Source organism: Pseudonocardia sp. CA-142604, assembly GCF_050948475.1.
In the GTDB taxonomy this organism is placed as follows: Bacteria; Actinomycetota; Actinomycetes; order Mycobacteriales; family Pseudonocardiaceae; genus Pseudonocardia; species Pseudonocardia alaniniphila.
In genome coordinates this window covers 3,235,510-3,254,637 of sequence record NZ_CP192045.1, presented here as the reverse complement: position 1 = coordinate 3,254,637, position 19,128 = coordinate 3,235,510, and the positions used below count along the sequence as shown (strand labels likewise).

19 protein-coding genes are annotated in these 19,128 nt (G+C 70.1%); 14 read left to right on the top strand and 5 right to left on the bottom strand.

Translation table 11 applies throughout. The features are described 5' to 3' along the window. Positions 1–529: 529 nt before the first annotated feature. The 13 genes from ACQPZQ_RS15015 (at position 530) to ACQPZQ_RS14955 (ending at position 12,527) form a co-directional block, all read left to right on the top strand. Positions 530–1,024, top strand: coding sequence for an Hsp20/alpha crystallin family protein (locus tag ACQPZQ_RS15015; protein WP_433296049.1), 495 nt, complete (start codon positions 530–532; stop codon positions 1,022–1,024). 13 nt (positions 1,025–1,037) lie between these two features. After that, the gene (locus ACQPZQ_RS15010) at positions 1,038–1,586 is read left to right on the top strand and encodes a general stress protein (RefSeq protein ID WP_433296047.1); all 549 of its coding nucleotides are present in this window, start codon (positions 1,038–1,040) and stop codon (positions 1,584–1,586) included. Between the two features lies 1 nt (position 1,587). Continuing rightward, on the top strand, positions 1,588–3,480 hold the full coding sequence (gene dnaK / locus ACQPZQ_RS15005; protein WP_433296045.1) for a molecular chaperone DnaK: 1,893 nt from the start codon (positions 1,588–1,590) through the stop codon (positions 3,478–3,480). Between the two features lie 9 nt (positions 3,481–3,489). After that, a complete protein-coding gene (locus ACQPZQ_RS15000) occupies positions 3,490–4,086 on the top strand; it encodes a nucleotide exchange factor GrpE (protein ID WP_433296043.1) in 597 nt (198 codons plus the stop codon). A gap of 3 nt (positions 4,087–4,089) precedes the next feature. Further along, a complete protein-coding gene (locus tag ACQPZQ_RS14995) occupies positions 4,090–5,088 on the top strand; it encodes a DnaJ C-terminal domain-containing protein (protein ID WP_433296041.1) in 999 nt (332 codons plus the stop codon). Continuing rightward, on the top strand, positions 5,085–5,474 hold the full coding sequence (locus ACQPZQ_RS14990) for a chaperone modulator CbpM (protein ID WP_433296039.1): 390 nt from the start codon (positions 5,085–5,087) through the stop codon (positions 5,472–5,474). The genes ACQPZQ_RS14995 and ACQPZQ_RS14990 overlap by 4 nt, the downstream gene beginning before the upstream one ends. Beyond that, positions 5,465–8,089, top strand: coding sequence for an ATP-dependent chaperone ClpB (clpB, locus tag ACQPZQ_RS14985; RefSeq protein WP_433296037.1), 2,625 nt, complete (start codon positions 5,465–5,467; stop codon positions 8,087–8,089). The genes ACQPZQ_RS14990 and clpB overlap by 10 nt, the downstream gene beginning before the upstream one ends. After that, a complete protein-coding gene (gene trxA, locus ACQPZQ_RS14980) occupies positions 8,086–8,550 on the top strand; it encodes a thioredoxin (protein ID WP_433296035.1) in 465 nt (154 codons plus the stop codon). The genes clpB and trxA overlap by 4 nt, the downstream gene beginning before the upstream one ends. Continuing rightward, on the top strand, positions 8,547–8,870 hold the full coding sequence (locus ACQPZQ_RS14975) for a hypothetical protein (RefSeq protein ID WP_433296033.1): 324 nt from the start codon (positions 8,547–8,549) through the stop codon (positions 8,868–8,870). Before trxA ends, ACQPZQ_RS14975 begins: the two co-directional genes overlap by 4 nt. Further along, positions 8,867–9,148 (top strand): UBP-type zinc finger domain-containing protein, encoded by a 282-nt coding sequence (locus tag ACQPZQ_RS14970; protein WP_241035722.1) that lies wholly within the window; start codon positions 8,867–8,869, stop codon positions 9,146–9,148. Before ACQPZQ_RS14975 ends, ACQPZQ_RS14970 begins: the two co-directional genes overlap by 4 nt. Continuing rightward, positions 9,145–10,860, top strand: a complete 1,716-nt coding sequence (locus ACQPZQ_RS14965; RefSeq protein ID WP_433296031.1) for an FAD-dependent oxidoreductase — start codon at positions 9,145–9,147, stop codon at positions 10,858–10,860. Before ACQPZQ_RS14970 ends, ACQPZQ_RS14965 begins: the two co-directional genes overlap by 4 nt. Before the next feature lie 27 nt (positions 10,861–10,887). Further along, the gene (locus ACQPZQ_RS14960) at positions 10,888–11,349 is read left to right on the top strand and encodes a DUF1931 family protein (protein ID WP_433296029.1); all 462 of its coding nucleotides are present in this window, start codon (positions 10,888–10,890) and stop codon (positions 11,347–11,349) included. 302 nt (positions 11,350–11,651) lie between these two features. Then, on the top strand, positions 11,652–12,527 hold the full coding sequence (locus ACQPZQ_RS14955; protein WP_433296027.1) for an AraC family transcriptional regulator: 876 nt from the start codon (positions 11,652–11,654) through the stop codon (positions 12,525–12,527). Positions 12,528–12,551: 24 nt separating this feature from the next. On the opposite strand, the gene ACQPZQ_RS14950 is transcribed toward ACQPZQ_RS14955, so the two are convergent. The 5 genes from ACQPZQ_RS14950 to ACQPZQ_RS14930 all read right to left on the bottom strand — a co-directional run bounded on the left by ACQPZQ_RS14950 (position 12,552) and on the right by ACQPZQ_RS14930 (position 17,785). Continuing rightward, positions 12,552–14,177 carry an MFS transporter gene (locus tag ACQPZQ_RS14950; protein ID WP_433296025.1) on the bottom strand — a complete coding sequence of 542 codons (1,626 nt, stop codon included), beginning with the start codon at positions 14,175–14,177 and terminating at the stop codon, positions 12,552–12,554. A 9-nt stretch (positions 14,178–14,186) separates the two neighbouring features. Continuing rightward, positions 14,187–15,083 carry a SigB/SigF/SigG family RNA polymerase sigma factor gene (locus ACQPZQ_RS14945; RefSeq protein ID WP_433296023.1) on the bottom strand — a complete coding sequence of 299 codons (897 nt, stop codon included), beginning with the start codon at positions 15,081–15,083 and terminating at the stop codon, positions 14,187–14,189. 167 nt (positions 15,084–15,250) lie between these two features. Beyond that, a protein-coding gene (locus tag ACQPZQ_RS14940; protein ID WP_433299213.1) for an IS5 family transposase occupies positions 15,251–16,136 on the bottom strand; the annotation gives its coding sequence in 2 pieces (ribosomal slippage) (positions 15,251–15,748 and positions 15,750–16,136; 885 coding nt in all). 51 nt (positions 16,137–16,187) lie between these two features. Continuing rightward, complete coding sequence (locus ACQPZQ_RS14935; protein WP_433296021.1) at positions 16,188–16,565, bottom strand: DUF2267 domain-containing protein; 378 nt, start codon at positions 16,563–16,565, stop codon at positions 16,188–16,190. Between the two features lie 593 nt (positions 16,566–17,158). Beyond that, complete coding sequence (locus tag ACQPZQ_RS14930; RefSeq protein WP_433296019.1) at positions 17,159–17,785, bottom strand: Dps family protein; 627 nt, start codon at positions 17,783–17,785, stop codon at positions 17,159–17,161. Between the two features lie 468 nt (positions 17,786–18,253). Between ACQPZQ_RS14930 and ACQPZQ_RS14925 the strand changes: the two genes are divergently transcribed. Beyond that, positions 18,254–18,421, top strand: coding sequence for a helix-turn-helix domain-containing protein (locus ACQPZQ_RS14925; RefSeq protein WP_433296017.1), 168 nt, complete (start codon positions 18,254–18,256; stop codon positions 18,419–18,421). Positions 18,422–19,128: the final 707 nt, after the last annotated feature.

Genomic DNA, 19,128 nt, shown 5'->3' with positions numbered 1-19,128 from the left:
CGACCGAGGGCAGCAGGGTCCAGAGCCTTCGCCTCGGCGCGGACCATGGCCGTCACGGCGATGCGCGCATCGTTCAACTCCTCGACCAGGCGCAGGCCCACCTGGCCCGTCGCTCCCGTCACCAGGATCATCATCTCTCCGATATTCGATGATATTCGGTCCGGACGAACAATGCCGAGCCACCGGTTTATGCGACTGAATCCGAGGAGTCGAAGGGCAGCTGAACCGGTCGAACCCGGCGGACCCGGGGTGTGACCGGAAAAGCGTCTGGTCCCTCGGCATGAATTTCCGCGGCGGCGATGTGTGCCACCGGTTGCGGGGCGCCCGCCCCAGGTCGCCCTGCACACGGTCGCAGGCAATCGACAAGGGGTGAGCGGTGCCCCGGGACGGCGCAGGTCGCGGGGGGTTGATGGACCTGGTGGGCCGAGTACCCCGACCGAGGTTGCATCCGGCGGACCGATGCCGCGCACCAGGAGCGGTGCGACGGTTGGCGGAAGCTCGGTTGGCCCGACCCGGCAGGAGGAACTCTGTGACTCTGATGCGATTCGATCCTTTCCGTGAATTGGAACGGCTGGCCGACCAGGCCTTTTCCGTCGGTGCCCGTGCAACACGCAGCATGCCCATGGCCGCGCTGCGTCGGGGCGCCGAATTCCTTGTTTTTCTCGATGTGCCCGGTGTCGATCCTGAAGACATCGACGTGACGGTCGAGCGCAATGTGGTCAGCGTGCGGGCCCGCCGCGCGCCCGCGCACCAGGAGGGCGACGAGGTCATCATCGACGAGCGGCCCTACGGCGAGTTCAGCCGCCAGCTGTTCCTCGGGGACAACCTCGATTCAGACCGCATGTCCGGGGACACCCGTGACGGCGTGCTGACCCTGACGATCCCCGTCAGCGAGGCGAGCGAGCCGCGCCGGGTGCAGCTCGGTACCGCCGACACGTCCGAGGGTGCGCCCCAGCACGGCGCCGCGTCCAGCGCAACTACCGGGTCGGAGACCGCTTCGGCGGCCGACCGGACCACCGTCTGATCGGGAGGTTGTCATGATCGAGGAGCGGCGCGACACCGGAAAGCAGGCAGCCGGACCGCAGGGTCGAGTAGCTAGCGACGCATGGTCCCCCGCGAGCCCGGCCGACCCGGAGCAGCGGCCCCGTCGGCCGATCGGATCGTTCACCAGGTACGAGGACGCCGAACGGGCGGTCGACCGTCTCTCCGATCTGGGGTTCCCGGTCGATCGGGTGGCGATCATCGGTCAGGACCTGCAGACCGTCGAGCAGGTCACCGGCAAGATGGACTACCCGCGGGCCGCGTGGCGCGGCGCGCTGAGTGGCGCCGTTCCCGGCGCACTTATCGGGTGGCTGTTCGGGATCTTCAGCTGGGTCAACCCGCTGATCGCGGGCCTGCTGCTGGCCGTGTACGGCCTGATCATCGGCGCCGTCATCGGCGCGATCGTCGGCATCATCATCTATGCCCTGCAGGGCGGCCGCCGCGACTTCGCCTCCGTGGTGATGATGCGCCCGCAACGCTTCGAGGTGGTCGTCGACGACGACGTAGCCGACGAAGCGGTCCGACTGCTTGCGACGGGGGTCTGAAATGCCCCGCGCTGCTGGTATCGATCTCGGAACGACCAACTCGGTGATCGCGGCCTGGGAGGGCGGCGAGGCCGACGTCATCCCCAACTCCGAAGGCTCGCGTACGACGCCGTCGGTGGTGGCGTTCACCGAGAGCGGTGAGCGGCTGGTGGGTCAACTGGCCCGCCGGCAGGCGATCCTCAACCCCAAGGGAACGATCTACTCCGTCAAGCGCTTCATCGGGCGCCGGTACGAGGAGGTCGAGCAGGAGGCCGAGCAGGTCACCTACGACGTGGTCCCGGACGAGCACGGCAACGCGCGGATCAAGGTCCGCGACAAGCTGTACGCGCCGGAAGAGATCTCGGCCCTGATCCTGCGCAAGCTCGCCGACGATGCCGGGCGCCACCTCGGCGAGCGCGTGACCGAGGCCGTGATCACCGTGCCGGCGTACTTCAACGATGCCCAGCGGACCGCGACTCGGGACGCCGGGAAGATCGCGGGGCTCGAAGTCCTTCGGATCATCAACGAGCCGACCGCAGCGGCGCTCGCCTACGGGCTGGACAAGCGCCAGCACGAGACGGTGCTGGTGTTCGACCTCGGGGGCGGCACGTTCGACGTCAGCATCCTCGATGTCGGCGACGGTGTGGTGGAGGTACGGGCCACCGCAGGTGACACGCACCTCGGCGGCGACGACTTCGACCGGCGCGTCGTGGACCACCTGGCCGAGCAGTTCCAAAAGGAGAACGGCATCGACCTGCGGAAGGACCCGCAGGCGTTGCAGCGGCTCTACGAGGCCGCGGAGAGGGCGAAGATCGAGCTGAGCTCGGTCACCCAGACCCAGGTCAACCTGCCTTTCGTTACCGCCGACGCGACCGGTCCCAAGCACCTCACGATGACGCTGATGCGCTCGACGTTCGAAGAGCTCACCCGCGATCTCGTGGAACGCACGATGGAGCCGGTCAAGCAAGCGATGGCGGACGCCAAGGTCGGGCCCGACGACGTCGACGAGGTGATCCTCGTTGGAGGCTCGACCCGGATCCCGGCAGTGCAGGCCCTGGTTCGCCGCCTCACCGGTGGCAAGGAACCGAACATGACCGTGAACCCCGACGAGGTCGTCGCGGTCGGTGCGGGGATCCAGGCCGGTGTGCTGAAGGGCGACGTGTCCGACGTCCTGCTGCTCGACGTCACCCCGCTGTCGCTGGGTGTGGAGACGCAGGGCGGCGTGATGACCCGGGTCGTGGACCGCAACACGACGATCCCGGTCCGGCGCAGCGAGACGTTCTCCACCGCGGCGGACAACCAGCCCGCCGTCGACGTGGTGGTGCTGCAGGGCGAGCGTGAGCGCGCGTCCGACAACCGGGTGCTGGGCCGGTTCAGGCTCCAGGACATCCGGCCGGCGCCGCGGGGTGAACCGCAGATCGAGGTCGTCTACGACATCGATGCGAACGGGATCCTCAACGTCACCGCTCGGGACAAGGACACCGCCGCGGAACAAGGCATCACGATTTCGGAGAGCACCAACCTGGACTCCTCTGAGGTGGATCGGATGGTGCAGGAGGCCGAACGCAACCGGACCTCGGACCAGCAGCTGCGCCAGGAGGTCGACGCGCGCAACGAGCTCGACAGCGTCGCTTACCAGGTGCAGCGCCGTCTCGACGAGCTCGGCGACGCCGCGCCGTCGCACGAGCGGGCCCGCGCGGAGATGCTCGTGGCGGACGCCCGGCGGGCGGTGGAGGAACAGGCGCCGCTGGACCGGGTGCGCGAGCTGACCGCCGAGCTCCAGCAGGTGTACGCCGGCCTGAGCGCGGTGTCGGCCGGAGCGGGCGGCCCCGGGGGCGTACAGGGTGGCGGCAGCGAGAGCGTCACAAGCGAGACCGACGATGACGTGATCGACGCCGAGTTCGACCGTGGCTGAGGCGCACTCATGACCGAACACGCACCGGACAGAACGCCCGGCCGGCCCGCCGCACGCACCGTCGCCGGCCAGGAAGGCACGCCAGCACCCGAGGAGCGGACCAGGACGGATCGGGTCGCGGAATCAGCCACCCCGACCCGATCCCCGGAGGATCGGCTGGAGGGTGAGCCGGACGCGGCCGAGCTGGAGGATCGCTGGCTTCGGGCCGTCGCGGATCTGGACAACCTGCGCAAGCGCTACGCCCGCGAGCTCGGGCGTGAACGGGAGGCCGAGCGTGAGCTCGTTGCCTCGGCGTTCCTGCCGGTGCTCGACACCATCGACCGGGCCCTCCAGCACGCCGAGTCCGACCCGCGGTCGATCATCGAGGGCATCCGTACGCTGCGCGAGCAGGCCCTCGCCGTACTTGCTGGGCTCGGGTACAGCCGCGAGGACGAGATCGGAGTGCCGTTCGACCCCGCTCGCCACGAGGTGGTGGGCGTGGTCGAGCCCGACGAAGGTGGGACTGCGCCCGGGTCGGTGGCCCAGGTCGTCCGGCCCGGCTACGGCGGCCCTAGCCGCCAGCTACGACCGGCGTCGGTGACCGTGGCGCAGAGTCCGGGGGACTAGCCGATGGCCCGCGACTACTACGAGACGCTCGGGGTGTCGCGTGACGCGGGCCCCGAGGAGCTGCAACAGGCGTTCCGGCGGCTGGCCCGGCAGAACCACCCCGATGTCAACAAGGATCCGGGCGCCGAGGAGCGGTTCAAGGAGGTCAACGAGGCCTACCAGGTGCTGTCCGACCCGGAGATGCGCAAGCGCTACGACCGTTTCGGCGAGGACTTCCGACAGGTCCCGGAGGACTGGGAGGAGCGCGTCGGTGCCGGCGCGGGCCGGTCCCCCTTCGGCGGCGGAGGCGGCGGTCGCAGCTACACCTGGTCGAGAGGTGGCGGTGACGGTCCCGATTTCGGCGGAAGCGACTTCGGCGGCGGCTTCGGGGGCGTCGACATCGAGGACCTCCTTGGTGGGATGTTCGGCGGCGGCCGTGGCCGGGGACGTGCAGGCCCGGTGGGGGGCGCCGACCAGGAGGCGGAGCTTCAGCTCACCGTGGAGGAGGCCTACCGCGGCGGCCGCAGGCAGATCACCCTCAACGGCCCGGACGGACCACGCACGTACACGGTGACGATCCCGCCCGGTGTCACCGACGGCAAGCGGATCAGGCTGTCCGGCGAGGGCGGCCGCGGGATGGGTGGCGGCCCGGCAGGCGACCTCTACCTCGTGGTCCGCCTGCTGCCGCACCCCCGGTTCCGGGTCGAGGGCAAGGACATCGTGGTCGACCTGCCGCTGGCGCCATGGGAGGGCGCCCTCGGAGCGGATGTCCCGGTCACGACGCCCGATGGTGAGACCAAGGTGACCGTCCCGCCGGCTACGTCCACCGGCCGGCGACTGCGCCTTCGCGGACAGGGCATGCCCGACCCGCGCGGCAAGCCGGGTGACCTCTACGCCGAGGTCAAGATCATTGTGCCGTCCCGCCTCACCGATCGGGAGCGCGAGCTGTTCTCCGAGCTGGCCGCGGTGTCCACGTTCGATCCGCGCCGCCCCGGTTCCGAGCGGAGCAGGGGAAGCCGATGACCGTGCCGTATCTGCCTGTCCGCTACCCGCGGTCCCGGGGAGCAGGAAGCGACCGGCTGCGCCAGGAGGAGTTCGCCCGGCTCTGCGGTCTACACCCGGACCTCGTCCGGCGGTTCGTCGCGCTCGGCCTGGTGCCGGCCGCGCGTGATGCCGACGGATGTCTGTGGTTCACCAGGTCACAGGTGGCCGCCGTCGCCCGGCTGCAGCGGCTGCGGGCCGCGCTGCCGCTCAACTACGCGGCGCTCGGACTCATCGTCGACCTGCTCGACCGCATCACCGAACTGGAGACCGAGCTGCGCATCCGGGGGCGCACCGAACCCGTGCGCCCGCCTCCAGGCACCGAGCCCACCGACAGCGACCAGACGCGGAGCACGCAATGGACCTGAACCGCCTGACCCAGATGTCCCAGCAGGCACTCTCGGCCGCGCAGGATCTCGCGACGCGGGTCGGCCACACCGAGGTCGACGGCGAGCACCTGCTGCTCGCGCTGCTCGACCAAGGCGACGGGCTTGTACCCCGGCTGCTCGCCGCCATGGGCGTAGACGAGCAGGCCCTGCGCTCGGATCTAGAGGCCGAGCTCTCCCGCAAGCCGCGGACTACCGGCCCGGCCACCCAGCCGGGACAGGTCACGGTCACCCAGCGGCTGGCCCGGGTGCTCGACGCCGCCGAGCGCGAGGCCCGCCGGATGAAGGACGAGTACGTCTCGGTCGAACACCTGCTCGTCGCGCTCGCCGAGGAGGGTTCCGCGACCGGGGCGGGGCGGGTGCTCGCCAAGCACGGCGTCACCCGCGACGCATTCCTCTCCGCGCTGACCAAGGTGCGTGGCAACCAGCGCGTCACCTCGGCCACACCCGAGGGAACGTACGAGGCGCTCGTGAAGTACGGCATCGACCTCGTCGAGTCGGCGCGTTCGGGCCGGCTGGACCCGGTGATCGGCCGCGACGCCGAGATCCGCCGCGTGGTGCAGATCCTGTCGCGGAAGACGAAGAACAACCCGGTGCTCGTCGGCGACCCCGGCGTCGGCAAGACCGCGATCGTCGAGGGCCTGGCCCAGCGCATCGTGAACGGCGACGTGCCAGAGGGCCTGCGCGACCGGACGATCTTCGCCCTGGACATGGGCCTGCTCGTGGCCGGTGCCAAGTACCGCGGAGAGTTCGAGGAGCGGCTGCAGGCCGTGCTGGCCGAGGTCAAGGGCGCCGACGGCCGGATCCTGTTGTTCATCGACGAGCTGCACAACGTGGTGGGGGCCGGTGCCGCAGAAGGCGCGATGGACGCCGGGAACATGCTCAAGCCGATGCTCGCCCGCGGCGAGCTGCACATGATCGGCGCGACGACGGTGCAGGAGTACCGCAAGCGCATCGAGTCCGACGCCGCGCTGGAACGCCGCTTCCAGCCCGTCTCCGTCGATGAGCCGAGCGTCGAGGACACGGTGTCGATCCTGCGCGGGCTGCGCGAGCGGCTCGAGGTCTTCCACGGCGTTCGGATCCTGGACGGGGCCCTGATCGCTGCAGCGACGTTGAGCCATCGCTATCTCACCGACCGGTTCCTGCCCGACAAGGCCATCGACCTCGTGGACGAGGCGTGTGCCCGGCTGCGGACCGAGATCGACTCGATGCCCGCCGAGCTCGACGAGATCACGCGCAAGGTGATGCGGCTGGAGATCGAGGAGGCCGCGCTCTCGAAGGAGGAGGACCCGGCGTCGATCGCCCGGCTCGACCAGCTTCGCAAGGAGCTGGTGGACCTGCGCAGCGAGGCCGACGCCATGCGCGCCCAGTGGGACGCGGAGCGGCAGGCGATCAGGCGGGTGCAGGAGCTGCGGGCGGAGCTCGAGCAGGTGCGCCGTGACGTCGAGGAGGCGGAGCGGTCCTACGACCTCAACCGGGCGGCCGAGCTGCGCTACGGCAAGCTCGCCGAGCTGGAGCACAAGCTGGAGGCGGAGGAGCAGCGGCTCACCGAGAAGCAGGGCGAGCACCGCCTGCTGCGCGAGGTGGTCACGGGCGAGGAGATCGCCGAGATCGTCTCGGTGTGGACCGGGATCCCGGTGTCCCGCCTGACCGAGGGGGAGCGGGAGAAGCTGCTGCGCCTCGATGAGGTGCTGCACCAGCGCGTCGTCGGTCAGGACGAGGCGGTGCAGGCCGTCGCGGACGCGATCATCCGCGCCCGTTCCGGGGTCAAGGACCCCCGTCGGCCGACCGGTTCGTTCATCTTCCTGGGCCCGACCGGCGTCGGGAAGACGGAGCTGGCCAAGGCGCTGGCCGAGGCGCTGTTCGACTCCGAGGACAACATGGTCCGGATCGACATGAGCGAGTACCAGGAGCGGCACACGGTGTCGCGGCTGGTCGGTGCTCCGCCGGGGTATGTCGGCTACGAGGAGGGCGGGCAGCTCACCGAGGCCGTGCGGCGTCGTCCGTACGCCGTGGTGCTCTTCGACGAGATCGAGAAGGCGCACGCGGACGTGTTCAACACGTTGCTGCAGGTGCTCGACGACGGCCGGCTCACCGATGCGCAGGGCCGCACCGTCAACTTCCGCAACACCGTGATCATCATGACGTCGAACATCGGGTCGCAGTACCTGCTGGACGGCGTCACCCCGGACGGCCAGCTCAAGCCCGAGGCCCGTGATCTCGTGCTGGCCGAGCTGCGGAGCCACTTCCGGCCCGAGTTCCTCAACAGGGTCGACGACACGGTGCTGTTCACCCCGCTCACCCTGGGCGAGATCGAGCACATCGTCGAGCTGATGCTCGCCGAGCTGCGCAACCGGCTCGCGGATCGCAACATCACGCTCGAGGTCAGTGAGGAGGCTCGCCGCTTCTTCGCGCGGGAGGGCTACGACCCGGTCTATGGTGCCCGGCCACTGCGGCGGTTCATCGCGAGCGAGGTGGAGACCCGTATCGCCCGGGCCCTGCTGCGCGACGGGGTGATCGACGGCTCGACGCTGCGGGTCGAGGTCGAGGGCAACCAGATCGTCGTCACCCATCAGATGGCGGGAGCGCAGTCGTGAGTGCGCCGGCAACCCCGCGGACGAGTGTGATCGCCTGCCCGAACTGCGGGCGCCGCAACAGGGTGCCCGCCGTGGCCGAGAGCGTGCCGAAATGCGGAAGCTGCCACAGCCTCCTGCCGTGGATCGCCGACGCGGGCGACGACGACTTTGCCGAGGTCGCGGAGCGGTCCCCGATCCCGGTGCTGGTGGACATGTGGGCGGTGTGGTGCGGGCCGTGCCGGATGGTGAGCCCGGCTCTGCAGCAGCTGGCCACCGAACGGGCCGGGGAGATCAAGCTGGTGAAGGTCGACGTCGACGCCGCGCCACGGCTGTCGGAGCGCTTCGAGGTGCGCGCCGTCCCGACGTTGCTGGTCATGCGCGACGGTGAGGTGGTCGCCCGCCAGCCCGGCGCCGCGCCGGTGCCGGTGTTACGCAGCTGGCTGGACCACGCGTTGCGGCCGAAGGAGGAGAGCAAGTCATGAGCGTGCGCGACTTCACCGCGGGCACCTATCCGGTCGTCAAGTCGATCGAGCCGGCACAGTCCGTCAAAGCGGTGTCGGCTGGCGAGATCACGCTCGGCACCATCCTCCTGGCGCCGTTCGTCCCCGGCAGGCTGGCCGGCGCCAGGCTGCCCGCATACGCCGCAGCGCTGCTCGGGCTCTACGTGAAGACCACCGGGATGCGCAGGCCTGGCACCCCGTCCCCGAGCAAGGACGGCATCGCGCTGGCGAAGGGCTCCTGGCTCGTCGGGATCGGGCTGGCGCGGCTGTTCGGGCAGGCGTCGGATGGAGGCTCGCTGTGACCGCTGCCTGGGGCCGTGTCGGACAGGATCCGCACCTGACCTTCGTCCGCGACGACGTCGTGCCGCGCACTCCGGAGGGCTGCGAGGACTGTCTGCGGATCGGATCGCCGTGGGTACACCTGCGCCTGTGCCTGACCTGCGGGCACGTGGGATGCTGCGACTCGTCGCCGAACCGGCACGCCCGCGCACATGCCGGGCTCGTGGGCCACCCGATTATCCGGTCCTTCGAGCCGGGCGAGAACTGGCGGTGGTGCTACGTCGACGAGGCGTTGGCATGACGGCGCCTACCGCCCGAAGCGGCAGCCACGGAATCGAGGAGCTGCTCGCGAACGTGCCGCACGGCGAGACCCCCGACCTCTCCGGGGGGTACCCCCGGCTCGAGGAGTCGCGGATCCGGTCCCTGGAGACGCTGGGCGAACGCCGGCCCACGTCGCGCGGCGAGGTACTCATCGCCGAGGGCGAGCCGGAGACCATCTTCTACGTGGTTCTCTCCGGCCGTGTCGCGGTGGCCGAGGCGTTCGGATGCCCCGATCAGCGGGTGGCCCGCGTGCACGGATCAGGGCGTTTCCTCGGCGAGCTCGGTGTGCTGACCGGGCAGGCCGCGTTCTTCACCAGTGTCGTCGTCGACCCGGGGGAGGTTCTCGCGATCCCGACCGACCGCCTCCGCGCGTATGCGGCGGCCGACCCCGCCTTCGGCGACCAGGTGCTGCGTGCCTACCTGATACGGCGCTCGCTGGCCCTCGGTGAGGGGATCGGGTTCCGGATCGTCGGGTCCCGGTACTCGGCCGGCACGCGGAAGCTGCGCGAGTTCGCCGCCCGCAACCGCCTCCCGCACCGGTTCGTCGACCTCGAGACCGATCCGTCGGCCGAGCGGCTACTCCGCGAACTGGGGGTAGGCCCCGAGGAAACGCCGGTCGTGCTGTACCGGAACCGGCTGCTGCGCAACCCGTCCATCGCCGAGCTGGCTGCGATGTTCGGGCTGCGGGAGCTCGACGCGAAGGAGGAGGTCTGCGACCTGGTGATCGTCGGCGCCGGACCCGCGGGGCTCGCGGCCGCGGTCTACGGGGCGTCGGAGGGGCTCGACACCGGGGTGCTCGAGGCCATCGCCGCGGGCGGACAGGCCGCCCGGACGTCGCGGATCGAGAACTACCTCGGCTTCCCCGCCGGCATCTCCGGGGGCGAGCTCGCGGAACGCGCGGCGCTGCAGGCCGAGAGGTTCGGCGCCAGGCGGACCGTGCCGGCGGAGGTCGTGGGCCTGGAGCAGCGAGACGGCGAGTACGCGCTGCGGCTCGCCGACGGCGGTGAGGTGCTCGGGCGCTCCGTCATCGTTGCAACCGGGGTGCGGGTTCGGAGGCTTCCGGTGCCCCGGATGGAGGAGTTCGAGGACACCTGTGTCTACTACGCGGCCACGCCGATCGAGGCCCAGCAGTGCGTCGGCCACCCGGTGGTGGTCGTCGGTGGCGGTAACTCGGCGGGACAGGCGGCTGTGTTCCTCGCTGACCACGCCGCTGAAGTCCACCTGGTGGTCCGGGAGCGCCGGCTCGACGAGCAGATGTCCCGCTACCTCGCCGACCGGATCATCCGCGATCCGCGCATCCAGGTGCTCCTGCACACCGAGGTCCGGGAGCTTCAGGGCGAGAACGGCAGGCTCGAGGCCGTGGTCGTCGAGGACACCGCGACCGGCGAGCGGCAGCGCCTGCCCGCTCGTGACCTCATGGTGTTCATCGGCGGTGACCCGTGCACGTCGTGGCTCCCGGAGTCAGTGGCCCTCGATTCGGGTGGCTACGTCCTGACCGGATCGGCCGCGGCCCGTGCGCGGGCCGAGGAGGAGACCGACGGACGCGCACCCGCGTTCCTCGAGACCACACTGCCGGGCGTGTTCGCGGCGGGGGACGTCCGGAGCGGATCCATCAAGCGGGTGGCCTCGTCGGTGGGCGAGGGCGCCATGGCGGTGCGCCTGGTGCACGAGCACCTGGCGACGACACGGTGACTGACAGATGGGCTCGGAGGAGAAGGCATGACCGACGTGACCGGCGTGACCGGGATACCGGAGTTCAAGCGGTTCTTCCGTTCGGCGGGGCGCGTCGACGTCGACAAGGACGATCTGCGGCGGTTCCGGGCGTTCGTCGACCAGAAGATCGACGACATCGCGATCGCCGGCCGCAACTCCGCCAGCTGGAACGACCGGGACATCATCGCCCCGCAGGATCTGCCGATCACGAAGGGCCTGCAGGAGCGGATGCGCGAGTTCGACAAGCTCGACGAGGCCGACGAGATCCGGCAGCTGCTGCGGGGCGCGGTGCGCCGGCCCCCCGCCGACGTGACGTTCAGCGAGGAGACCGAGGACATGCTCCCCGAAGTCTTCGGGGGAATCAGCATCGCGCTGGCCCGGTCGTTCCGGATCGTCGACCCCCATGTCACGAACCCGTCGACCGAGCACTGGGAGCGCGGGTTCGACCTGTTCCGGATGCTGCTTTAGGAGATCACCGTCGACTGGTCGCGGCCGTCGGCCCCGACCAGCGGTGCCCATCGCACTGCGGTGGTCGCCCCTTCTCGACCGTGTGGACGACATCGTCCTCGTTCCGACCTCGACGTGAACGGGCTCCGCAACCCGCTACCGAAGCTTGTGCTGCCGGGACGAGTTGACGGACCCGACCTGGTGCCGCCGGGACGGTTCGGACGGGCGCGCGCGTGGCGCAGGATCACGAGAACCGACGGGCGCTCCGGCCGGCCCACCTCCCGTCGGATCACTGCATCGTTGTTCGAGGCGGAGGACAACCCGTGACCGAATCCCAGGAGGTCGTCGTGGATGAGGTGCCGCCTTCGGACGCGACGCCCCATCCGGTGGGCGTCCGCAGGATCCGATGCGACCACGCGACGCACGTTCGGCTGCCCGCCGAGGCGGCCAGGTACACCGTCGCGGTCCCGTTGAACGGGGCGGTCGAGGTCACGCACCGGACGGGCACGTTCGGCGCCGACTCGGGCCGGGCAGTCGTGGTCCGGCCCGAGAGCGACATCGGCATGTCGTGCGGGGAGCGCTTCTCCTGCTACGCGGTCACGATCGACACGAGCGAGTTACAGGACGTGCTGGAGCGCCGGCTCGGCCACACGGTTCGCCGGCCGCCCGAACTGGCCGTGAGACTGGATCTGAGGGCGCCCGCCGGTCGAGCCTGGGCCGATTTGATCCGGTTGCTGGCAACGTCGCAACTGCTGCGTCATCCGTTGCTGGCCGCCGCGGCTCAGGAGACCCTGGTGGCTCGGTTGCTGCTCGCCCTCGACCACGAGTACCGCGACGAGCTCGAGGCACCGGTGCACTCGTGGGGGCCTGGGCCGGTGCGCCGAATGATCGACCTGATCGAGGCCGACCCGCGGCGCCCCTACACGGTCGCGGAGCTCGCCGACGTCGCCGGGGTGAGCGTGCCCGCTCTGCTCCAATGTTGCCGCCGCCACCGGGGCCTCTCACTCGCCGAAGAGCTGCGCTCGGTTCGCCTGGCACGTGCGCGCCGTGAGTTCGAGCAGGCGGACGCCGGGTGGACCAGCGTGGATTGCGTGGCATCGAGCTGGGGGTTCATGAACGGGGAGCGCTTCGTCGACGACTTTGAGAACCGCTACCGGGAGCCGCCGTGGCTGACGCTGCGCGGGCCCGCCTACGCGTGAACCGCGTCCCGTCGCGTCCGCTCCTCAGCTCTTCCGGGTGCGGGCCGCCCACAACAGGTGCCGCACGCGGGGAGCTGTCCCGGGCGCGATGAGGCGCCGCGCCCCCTCCTCGGCGTCACGGTCCATCGCGGTGCCGCGCTCGAGGTGCTGACGCAGATGCTCGGTCCAGTCGGCCACGGTGAAGGCTTCCAGGAAGCACTCCGGGTCCTCGACGTCGCGGAACAGGCCCCACAAGCGCGCGCCCGTGCGACGTCGAGCGCGGCCCACCGGCACCATGGCGTCGACGAAATCCGGAGCGCGCTCCGTGGGCACCCGCCACTCGACCGTCACGAGTACTCGCCCGGCGCGGGGGAAGGACACCTCCGGTGGCTCGGGCAGGTGCTGCACGGTGGTGAGGTCGGGCGCCGCAGCGGCGAGGGGGAGAAACCGCCGGGCCACCGGCACGGTGGCGGCGAGCCCCGCCGCGGCGACCGTGAACGCGGTTATCGTACCCCACCACTCCGCGATCGCGCCCCACAGCACGCCGCCCAGCGCCTGCCCGCCCATGACCACGAGCTGGTAGTACGCCAGCGCGCGGGCCCGCGGCCAATCCGGCAGCAACACCTGTGCCCTGGCGTCGAGAGTGGAGATTACCGCGACCCACCCGATCCCGGTGACCACCATCGCGACTGCGACCAGCGGTACCGCACGCGTCGCACCGGTGACGAGCACGGCCGCGGCATACGCCAGCGTCGACGCGGCGACCACGACGCCAGGACCGACGCGCGTGCGAACCATCGGCACCACCAGCGCCCCGAGTACGGCCCCGACTCCGGCTCCTCCAAGCAGCAATCCGTAGCCGCCCACGCCCAGCTGCAGCGGGCCCCTGGCGACGACCGGCAGGAGCGCCCAGACCGCGCTGCCGAAGATCATGAACAGCGCGGTCTGGGCGAGCACCGCGCGCAGCAGCGGTGCGTGACGGACGTACCGGCCACCCGTCCGCACCGCCGTGAACAACCGCTCGGCGCCCAGCGCGAGAGGTGCGACCTCACGACGCCATGCGGCGAGAACGGCCAGCACGCCGATGAACGACGCGGCGTTGAGCGCGAACGCGGCCTCCGGGCCCGCGGCCGCGATGAGCAGCCCGCCCAGCGCTGGCCCGACGGCCCGCGCGAGGTTGCCGTTAGCCCCGTTGAGCAGCGCAGCCGCCTCGATGTTCCGGCGGCCGACGAGCTCGGGCTGTACAGCCTGAAACGACGGCACCGACAGCGCCTGCCCGACGCCCAGTGCCGCGGTCAACCCGAGAAGCAGCCCGGGACTGACGGTGCCGAGAGCAGTGAACGCTGCGAGGCAGCCGGCCGCGAGAGCCATGACGAACTGGCCGCTGAACAGCAGAACCCGCCGGTCGACGATGTCGCCGAGCGCCCCGGCTGGCACGACGAGCAGGAACACCGGCAGCGTCATGGCGGTCTGGACGAGCGCCACGGCGAGTCCGCTCTGAATCAGGTCGCCCATCAACCACTGCGCGGCGACGAGCTGCGCCCAGGTTCCGATGTTCGCGACGAACTGGGCTACCCACAGTGCACGGAATACGCGGTGCCGTAGCGGCGCCCAGACGGGCAACGCGGCCGCGGGTCGGGCCGGTAGGTCTGCCGGACCGGTGTCAGTCATGCTCGAAGGTCAGGCGTCGACGGTCATCGCGCGGCGCAGCCTCGCCAGGGTCGCAGTCAGCAAGCGCGACACGTGCATCTGGGAAACGCCGACCTCACGTGCGATCTGGCTCTGGGTCATGTCCCCGAAGAACCGCATGAGGACGATCCGCCGTTCCCGCTCGGACAACGCGTCGATCAGCGGGATGAGCGACTCCCGGTTCTCAACGAGCGCCACGCCCGGGTCGAGGCTGCCCATCGCGGCGGCGAAGCGGGGCGCCCTACTGGTCTTGGCTCCGTTGCCAGCCGACTCGTCCAGGGACATGCAGCGATATGCATTCCTCACCTGGAGGCCGTCGACGACATCGGTGACCGGGACATCGAGGCGGTCGGCGATCTCCGTGGACGACGGGGCCCGACCGAGTTCCTGGCTCAGCACGGCGACGGCAGCGGTGATGCCGACGTGCAGCTCCTTAAGCCGCCGTGGCACCCGAACCGCCCACAGCCGGTCGCGGAACCAGCGCTGGACCTCGCCGTTGATCGTCGGAACCGCGAAGGCCAGGAACGCGTGGCCAAGGTCAGGGTTGAAGCGGTCGACTGCATGGATCAGGCCGACCGTAGCCACCTGCTCCAGGTCCTGGAGGAGCTCGCGCCGGTGGGCGTAGCGCTGGGCGATGTGTTTAGCCACGGGCAGGTGCTCGATGATCAGCTGCTCACGCAGTTCGGCGCTGCGGCGATCCCCTGCGGGCAGCCGGGCGAGCTCGGCGAACAGCGGGGTGAGATGCGCGTATTGGTTGGTGCGCCGGCGCTCAGGCGCGGGTGATCGTCGTTCCGGGACGCCGGGCTCTGGTTCCTGGTGCCCTGTCGGCTCGAGATTGGGTTCCCTCGGACGTATGTCCGGGGGCGCGCAGAGGTATGTGGCGGTCATCTGGTGATCCCCTCTCCTCGTTGCTCCACCTGGTGACGAGCATTTCTGGCCGGTGGGCCGCACACCTCGGCATAAGCGGCCGCCCAACCGTGAGAACACGGTTATCGCAACCCACGCTCAGCGCCCTCTGCTGCCCGTGGGCGATGCCGGCCGACTAGGAGCTGTCCTCAAAGCCACATGCGGAGGGTCGCGAGGTCGATCATGGCCTGGTATGAGGTGGCGGTCTTGTCGTAGCGGGTGGCGATGGCCCGGTACTGCTTGAACTGGTTGAAGCAGCGTTCGACCACGTTGCGTCGCTTGTAGGCAACCTTGTCGAACGCGGGTGGGCGCCCACCCGCCGAGCCGCGGCGAGCCCGGTGGGCTTGCTGGTCACGCCGCTCGGGGATGGTCGCCCGGATCCCACGTCGTCGCAGGTATGCCCGGTTGGCGCGGCTGGAGTAGCCCTTGTCCGCCAGCACCCGAACCGGACGCGTCGCCGGGCGACCTGGGCCGGGGCGGCGGAACTCGACACCGGCTAGGACCTGCTCGAACTGGGTGGTGTCGTTGACGTTGCCGCCGGTCAACACCACCGACAACGGGCGGCCGTGGCCGTCGCAGGCGAGATGGATCTTGGTGGAGGGTCCGCCCCGGGACCGCCCGATAGCATGATCATCTGGCTCGCCGTGTCCGCGGCAGGACCCGTCCACCCCCTGGGGACGACGGCGTGGTGATGGCCTTGCGGGCGCCGGCGGCATGCTGATGGGCGCGCACGATGCTGGAGTCCACCGAGACCTCACGGTCGAGCTCGTCGACCGCCTCGGCGATCACCCGCACCCGCACCACCAGCGCGGTGAGGGTGCCGTTGCGTGACCAGCGCCAGAACCGGTTGTAGACGGTCTTCCACGGCCCGTACCGCTCGGGCACATCCCGCCACGCCACCCCAGTCTTGGCCTTGAACAACATCCCATTGATCACCCGCCGGTCATCCACCCGCGGCCGACCCCTCGCCCCCGAGACCGGCAACAACGGCTCGATCACCTGCCACTGCTCATCAGTGAGCTCGTGCCTGCGCACCACAAGCCCAAGATCAAATCAGAACGGCCACACCCGCTTTGAGGACAGGCCCTAGGTCGCCGCGTCCACGAGCTCGGCGAACTCCCGGCCCAGCTGGGCCAGGACGTCGTCGAACTCGCCGGGGTCGACCGCGTCACGGATCGTGGCGAGCACGGCGATCACGCCCGCGCCGGCGTCCGCCTCGCTGATGCCGGTCCGTCGCGCGACGCGTCGCGCGAACTCGTCGGCGCCGAAGCGTTGTGCCTCCTCCTGCGGCGGGATGAGATCCGGCTGAAGCTCTTTCGGCATCTGAGCCTTGAGGTCCTCGGCTTCGCCGCCGCTGATTCGTTCTGCCAGCACCCGCAGGGTGGCGTGGGTCAAAGCCTCGGCCTCATCGCGCGGCAGCCCGGCGCGTCGCCCTACGGCGTTGATGAACTCCTCGTTCTGCACAGGTCCTCCTGGCACGCGGTGGTATCTCAAGATTCGGCCCACGACCTGGGGACGGGCACCGGCCTGGCCCTACCAACTCGGCGGAAGAGGCTTGACACGACGGGTCGGATTTGCGACCCGGGTGCAGGGGCTGCTGCGGGGCGCGTTCCGCGGTTCCGGCGCGGTCGCCCGTCAAATTGGCGTGGATGCCATCGGGCGAGGTACCCGATTCGACGTTCCGGTGCGTCGAGCCGACGGCGACCGGGTCGTCCCCTCCAGACCACCCGAGGACCAGCGACGCCGAGGGCGCCCACTGGGCCACCCCAGAGCTGGTCGGCGAGGCGCCTTCACCGAACGGACCCGCTTCGGCGACTGCGACATCCCACCTGGCGCGGCCTACGCCCGACAAATCACCTACCAAGGTCGTCCGCAAGTCCTGACGTGACCCGTCCCCTGCAAACCGAGGGACCCAGCTCAAGATCAGCGGATGTCCTCGCTCAGCGAGCCGCCCGGGCTTGGCTCCGCCTCGCCGATGATGCGATCGTGTGCTGGACACAGAACGCCAGCTCTAGTGCTTCGCCGGGGCTCAAGATCGTGGAGACTGTGGCGGTTCCTCACTCCTCGGTCGCCAGTGGGGTCTCCACGAGATGCTCGGCGAGGAACCAGACCTGCATCTCATGGCAGCGCAGAACGGTGCCGGTGAGCAGGTCGTTCGTGCCGGCATCGCCGTTCTGCTCGGTCTTCTGGATCGCGTCACGCAGCACCGCGATGATGATCTCGTGGTCCTCCAGTAGCTGAGACAGCATGGACGGGACCGCCTGCGCGCCGTCCGACGGCCGAGGCAACTCCGTGATCTCCGCGGCGTGCCGCGGGTCGCCCACGGACACTCCGCCGAGGGTCTGGATCCGCTCGGCCAGCTCGTCGACCAGCGTCGCCTGCTCGGCGGCATGCTTGTCGGTCAGCAGATGTAGCTGGTAGAAGGTCGGGCCGCGCATCAACCAGTGGTACTTCTTGTAGTGGCTATGCAGAATCTGCGAGTCGGCCAGGATCCGGTTGAGCAGCTGCACGCTCTGCGCTCGGGTCTCGAACGACAGGGCGAGAGGCAGCTGCCGCAACGTCAGGAACGGTTGGATCTCGGGGCCGTGCTGGTGCAGCCGGGGCTGGCTCGCGCCGGCCACCGGCGGGTCGCCGTCGGGCGACCGCCCGGAGGTCCGAGTGTCCGGGCTGGTGTTCGTGCGCATGGAACGCTCCTTTCCGCGGACGCGGGCACGCGTCCGCTCACCCCCAATCTGCGCCCTGCGGGCGATCAGAACATGGGCCTGGCGGGGCGAATCCACGGTCACCGGCGGTACCGGCAGGCGGAGGCCGCCGCCACGGCTCGGCCGCGACCGAGCCGCCCGCGCCAGTGGTACCTCAAGCCCTCTGATGCCTCCACGATCCGCTTCACCAGGACGACCGCGGACAGGTAGGGCTCCTCATCTAATGTGTTGACCACGAACGTTCACCGGGTTAGCGGCACGCGGGCCCGCGTGCCCGGTGTGGAGTCGTATTGATATCGCCCTCGGTCCCGACGTCAGGGCGGGACGGAGGGTTGGGGGCCTGGACGGCAGAACCGTTCAGAGCGCGCAGGCTCACCGATGAGGAGAGCCAGCGGCTGACCCAGATCGTGCGCCGGGGCAAGCGCGGCTCGATCCGAGTCCGCCCGAGCGATGATCATCTTGGCATCGTCGTCGGGCACCCCGGTTCGGGCGATCGCCCGGCTGGTGGCCGCAGACGAAGACACCGTCCGGGATGTGATCCACGCGTTCAACGAGCGGGGGTTGGCTGCGCTGGACGCCTCGGCGGGCGGGAGGCCGTGCCCGCCTGATCAGCGATGACGACATCGAGTTCGTCGTCGCCACCGCCCGTACCCGTTCACGCAAGCTCGCTGCATATCCGGCCGAGAACCCGGACCGACCGGTCGGATCGGTCGTGAACGGCTGCGTCAGCTGCCGGGCGAGCACCGGGTGTCGTTCCAGCGGACCTGAACCTGGAAGGAGTCCACCGACCCGGACAAGGACACCAAGCTGGACCGGATCGAGGAGGTGACCAGCCGGTTCCGCACCACTGTTTCGCGTTCGACGAGTTCGGGCCGCTCTCGATCCGGCCGTGTCACGGCAGCACCTGGGCGCCCGAGTCGCGCCCGACCCGGCTGCCGGCGACCTATACCCGCACGCACGGGATCCGCTGCTTCCACGGCAGTTGCAGCCTCGGAGATGACCAGCTGTGGGGTGTCGTCCGGCGCCGCAAGGGCGGCGACCCCAGCTTCGCCGTGCTCAAGTCCACCCGAGGTGCTCGACCGGACGGCGCCCCTTCTACGTGATCATGGACAACCTGTCGGCGAACGAGAATCCTGCGATCCGGGCGTGGGCGGCCCGCAACAAGGTCGAATTGTGCTTCACCCCGACCAACGCTTCCTGGGCCAACCGATCGAGGCGCAGTTCGGATCGTCGCGCACCTTCCTCATGGGCGCCTCGAACCACCCAACCACACCGTTCTGGTGCGTGAGCAGGCGTCGCATGATCAAACACGCGAACGTAGGTGG

Excerpts from the sequence above, each read along its gene's own strand:
- ACQPZQ_RS14925 (WP_433296017.1), top strand. The coding sequence starts at position 18,254 with ATGATCATCTTGGCATCGTCGTCGGGCACCCCGGTTCGGGCGATCGCC.
- clpB (WP_433296037.1), top strand. The coding sequence starts at position 5,465 with ATGGACCTGAACCGCCTGACCCAGATGTCCCAGCAGGCACTCTCGGCC.
- ACQPZQ_RS14965 (WP_433296031.1), top strand. The coding sequence starts at position 9,145 with ATGACGGCGCCTACCGCCCGAAGCGGCAGCCACGGAATCGAGGAGCTG.
- ACQPZQ_RS14995 (WP_433296041.1), top strand. The coding sequence starts at position 4,090 with ATGGCCCGCGACTACTACGAGACGCTCGGGGTGTCGCGTGACGCGGGC.
- ACQPZQ_RS14950 (WP_433296025.1), bottom strand. The coding sequence starts at position 14,177 with ATGACTGACACCGGTCCGGCAGACCTACCGGCCCGACCCGCGGCCGCG.
- ACQPZQ_RS14945 (WP_433296023.1), bottom strand. The coding sequence starts at position 15,083 with ATGACCGCCACATACCTCTGCGCGCCCCCGGACATACGTCCGAGGGAA.
- ACQPZQ_RS15010 (WP_433296047.1), top strand. The coding sequence starts at position 1,038 with ATGATCGAGGAGCGGCGCGACACCGGAAAGCAGGCAGCCGGACCGCAG.
- ACQPZQ_RS14960 (WP_433296029.1), top strand. The coding sequence starts at position 10,888 with ATGACCGACGTGACCGGCGTGACCGGGATACCGGAGTTCAAGCGGTTC.
- ACQPZQ_RS15000 (WP_433296043.1), top strand. The coding sequence starts at position 3,490 with ATGACCGAACACGCACCGGACAGAACGCCCGGCCGGCCCGCCGCACGC.
- ACQPZQ_RS14975 (WP_433296033.1), top strand. The coding sequence starts at position 8,547 with ATGAGCGTGCGCGACTTCACCGCGGGCACCTATCCGGTCGTCAAGTCG.
- dnaK (WP_433296045.1), top strand. The coding sequence starts at position 1,588 with ATGCCCCGCGCTGCTGGTATCGATCTCGGAACGACCAACTCGGTGATC.
- ACQPZQ_RS14930 (WP_433296019.1), bottom strand. The coding sequence starts at position 17,785 with ATGCGCACGAACACCAGCCCGGACACTCGGACCTCCGGGCGGTCGCCC.
- ACQPZQ_RS14990 (WP_433296039.1), top strand. The coding sequence starts at position 5,085 with ATGACCGTGCCGTATCTGCCTGTCCGCTACCCGCGGTCCCGGGGAGCA.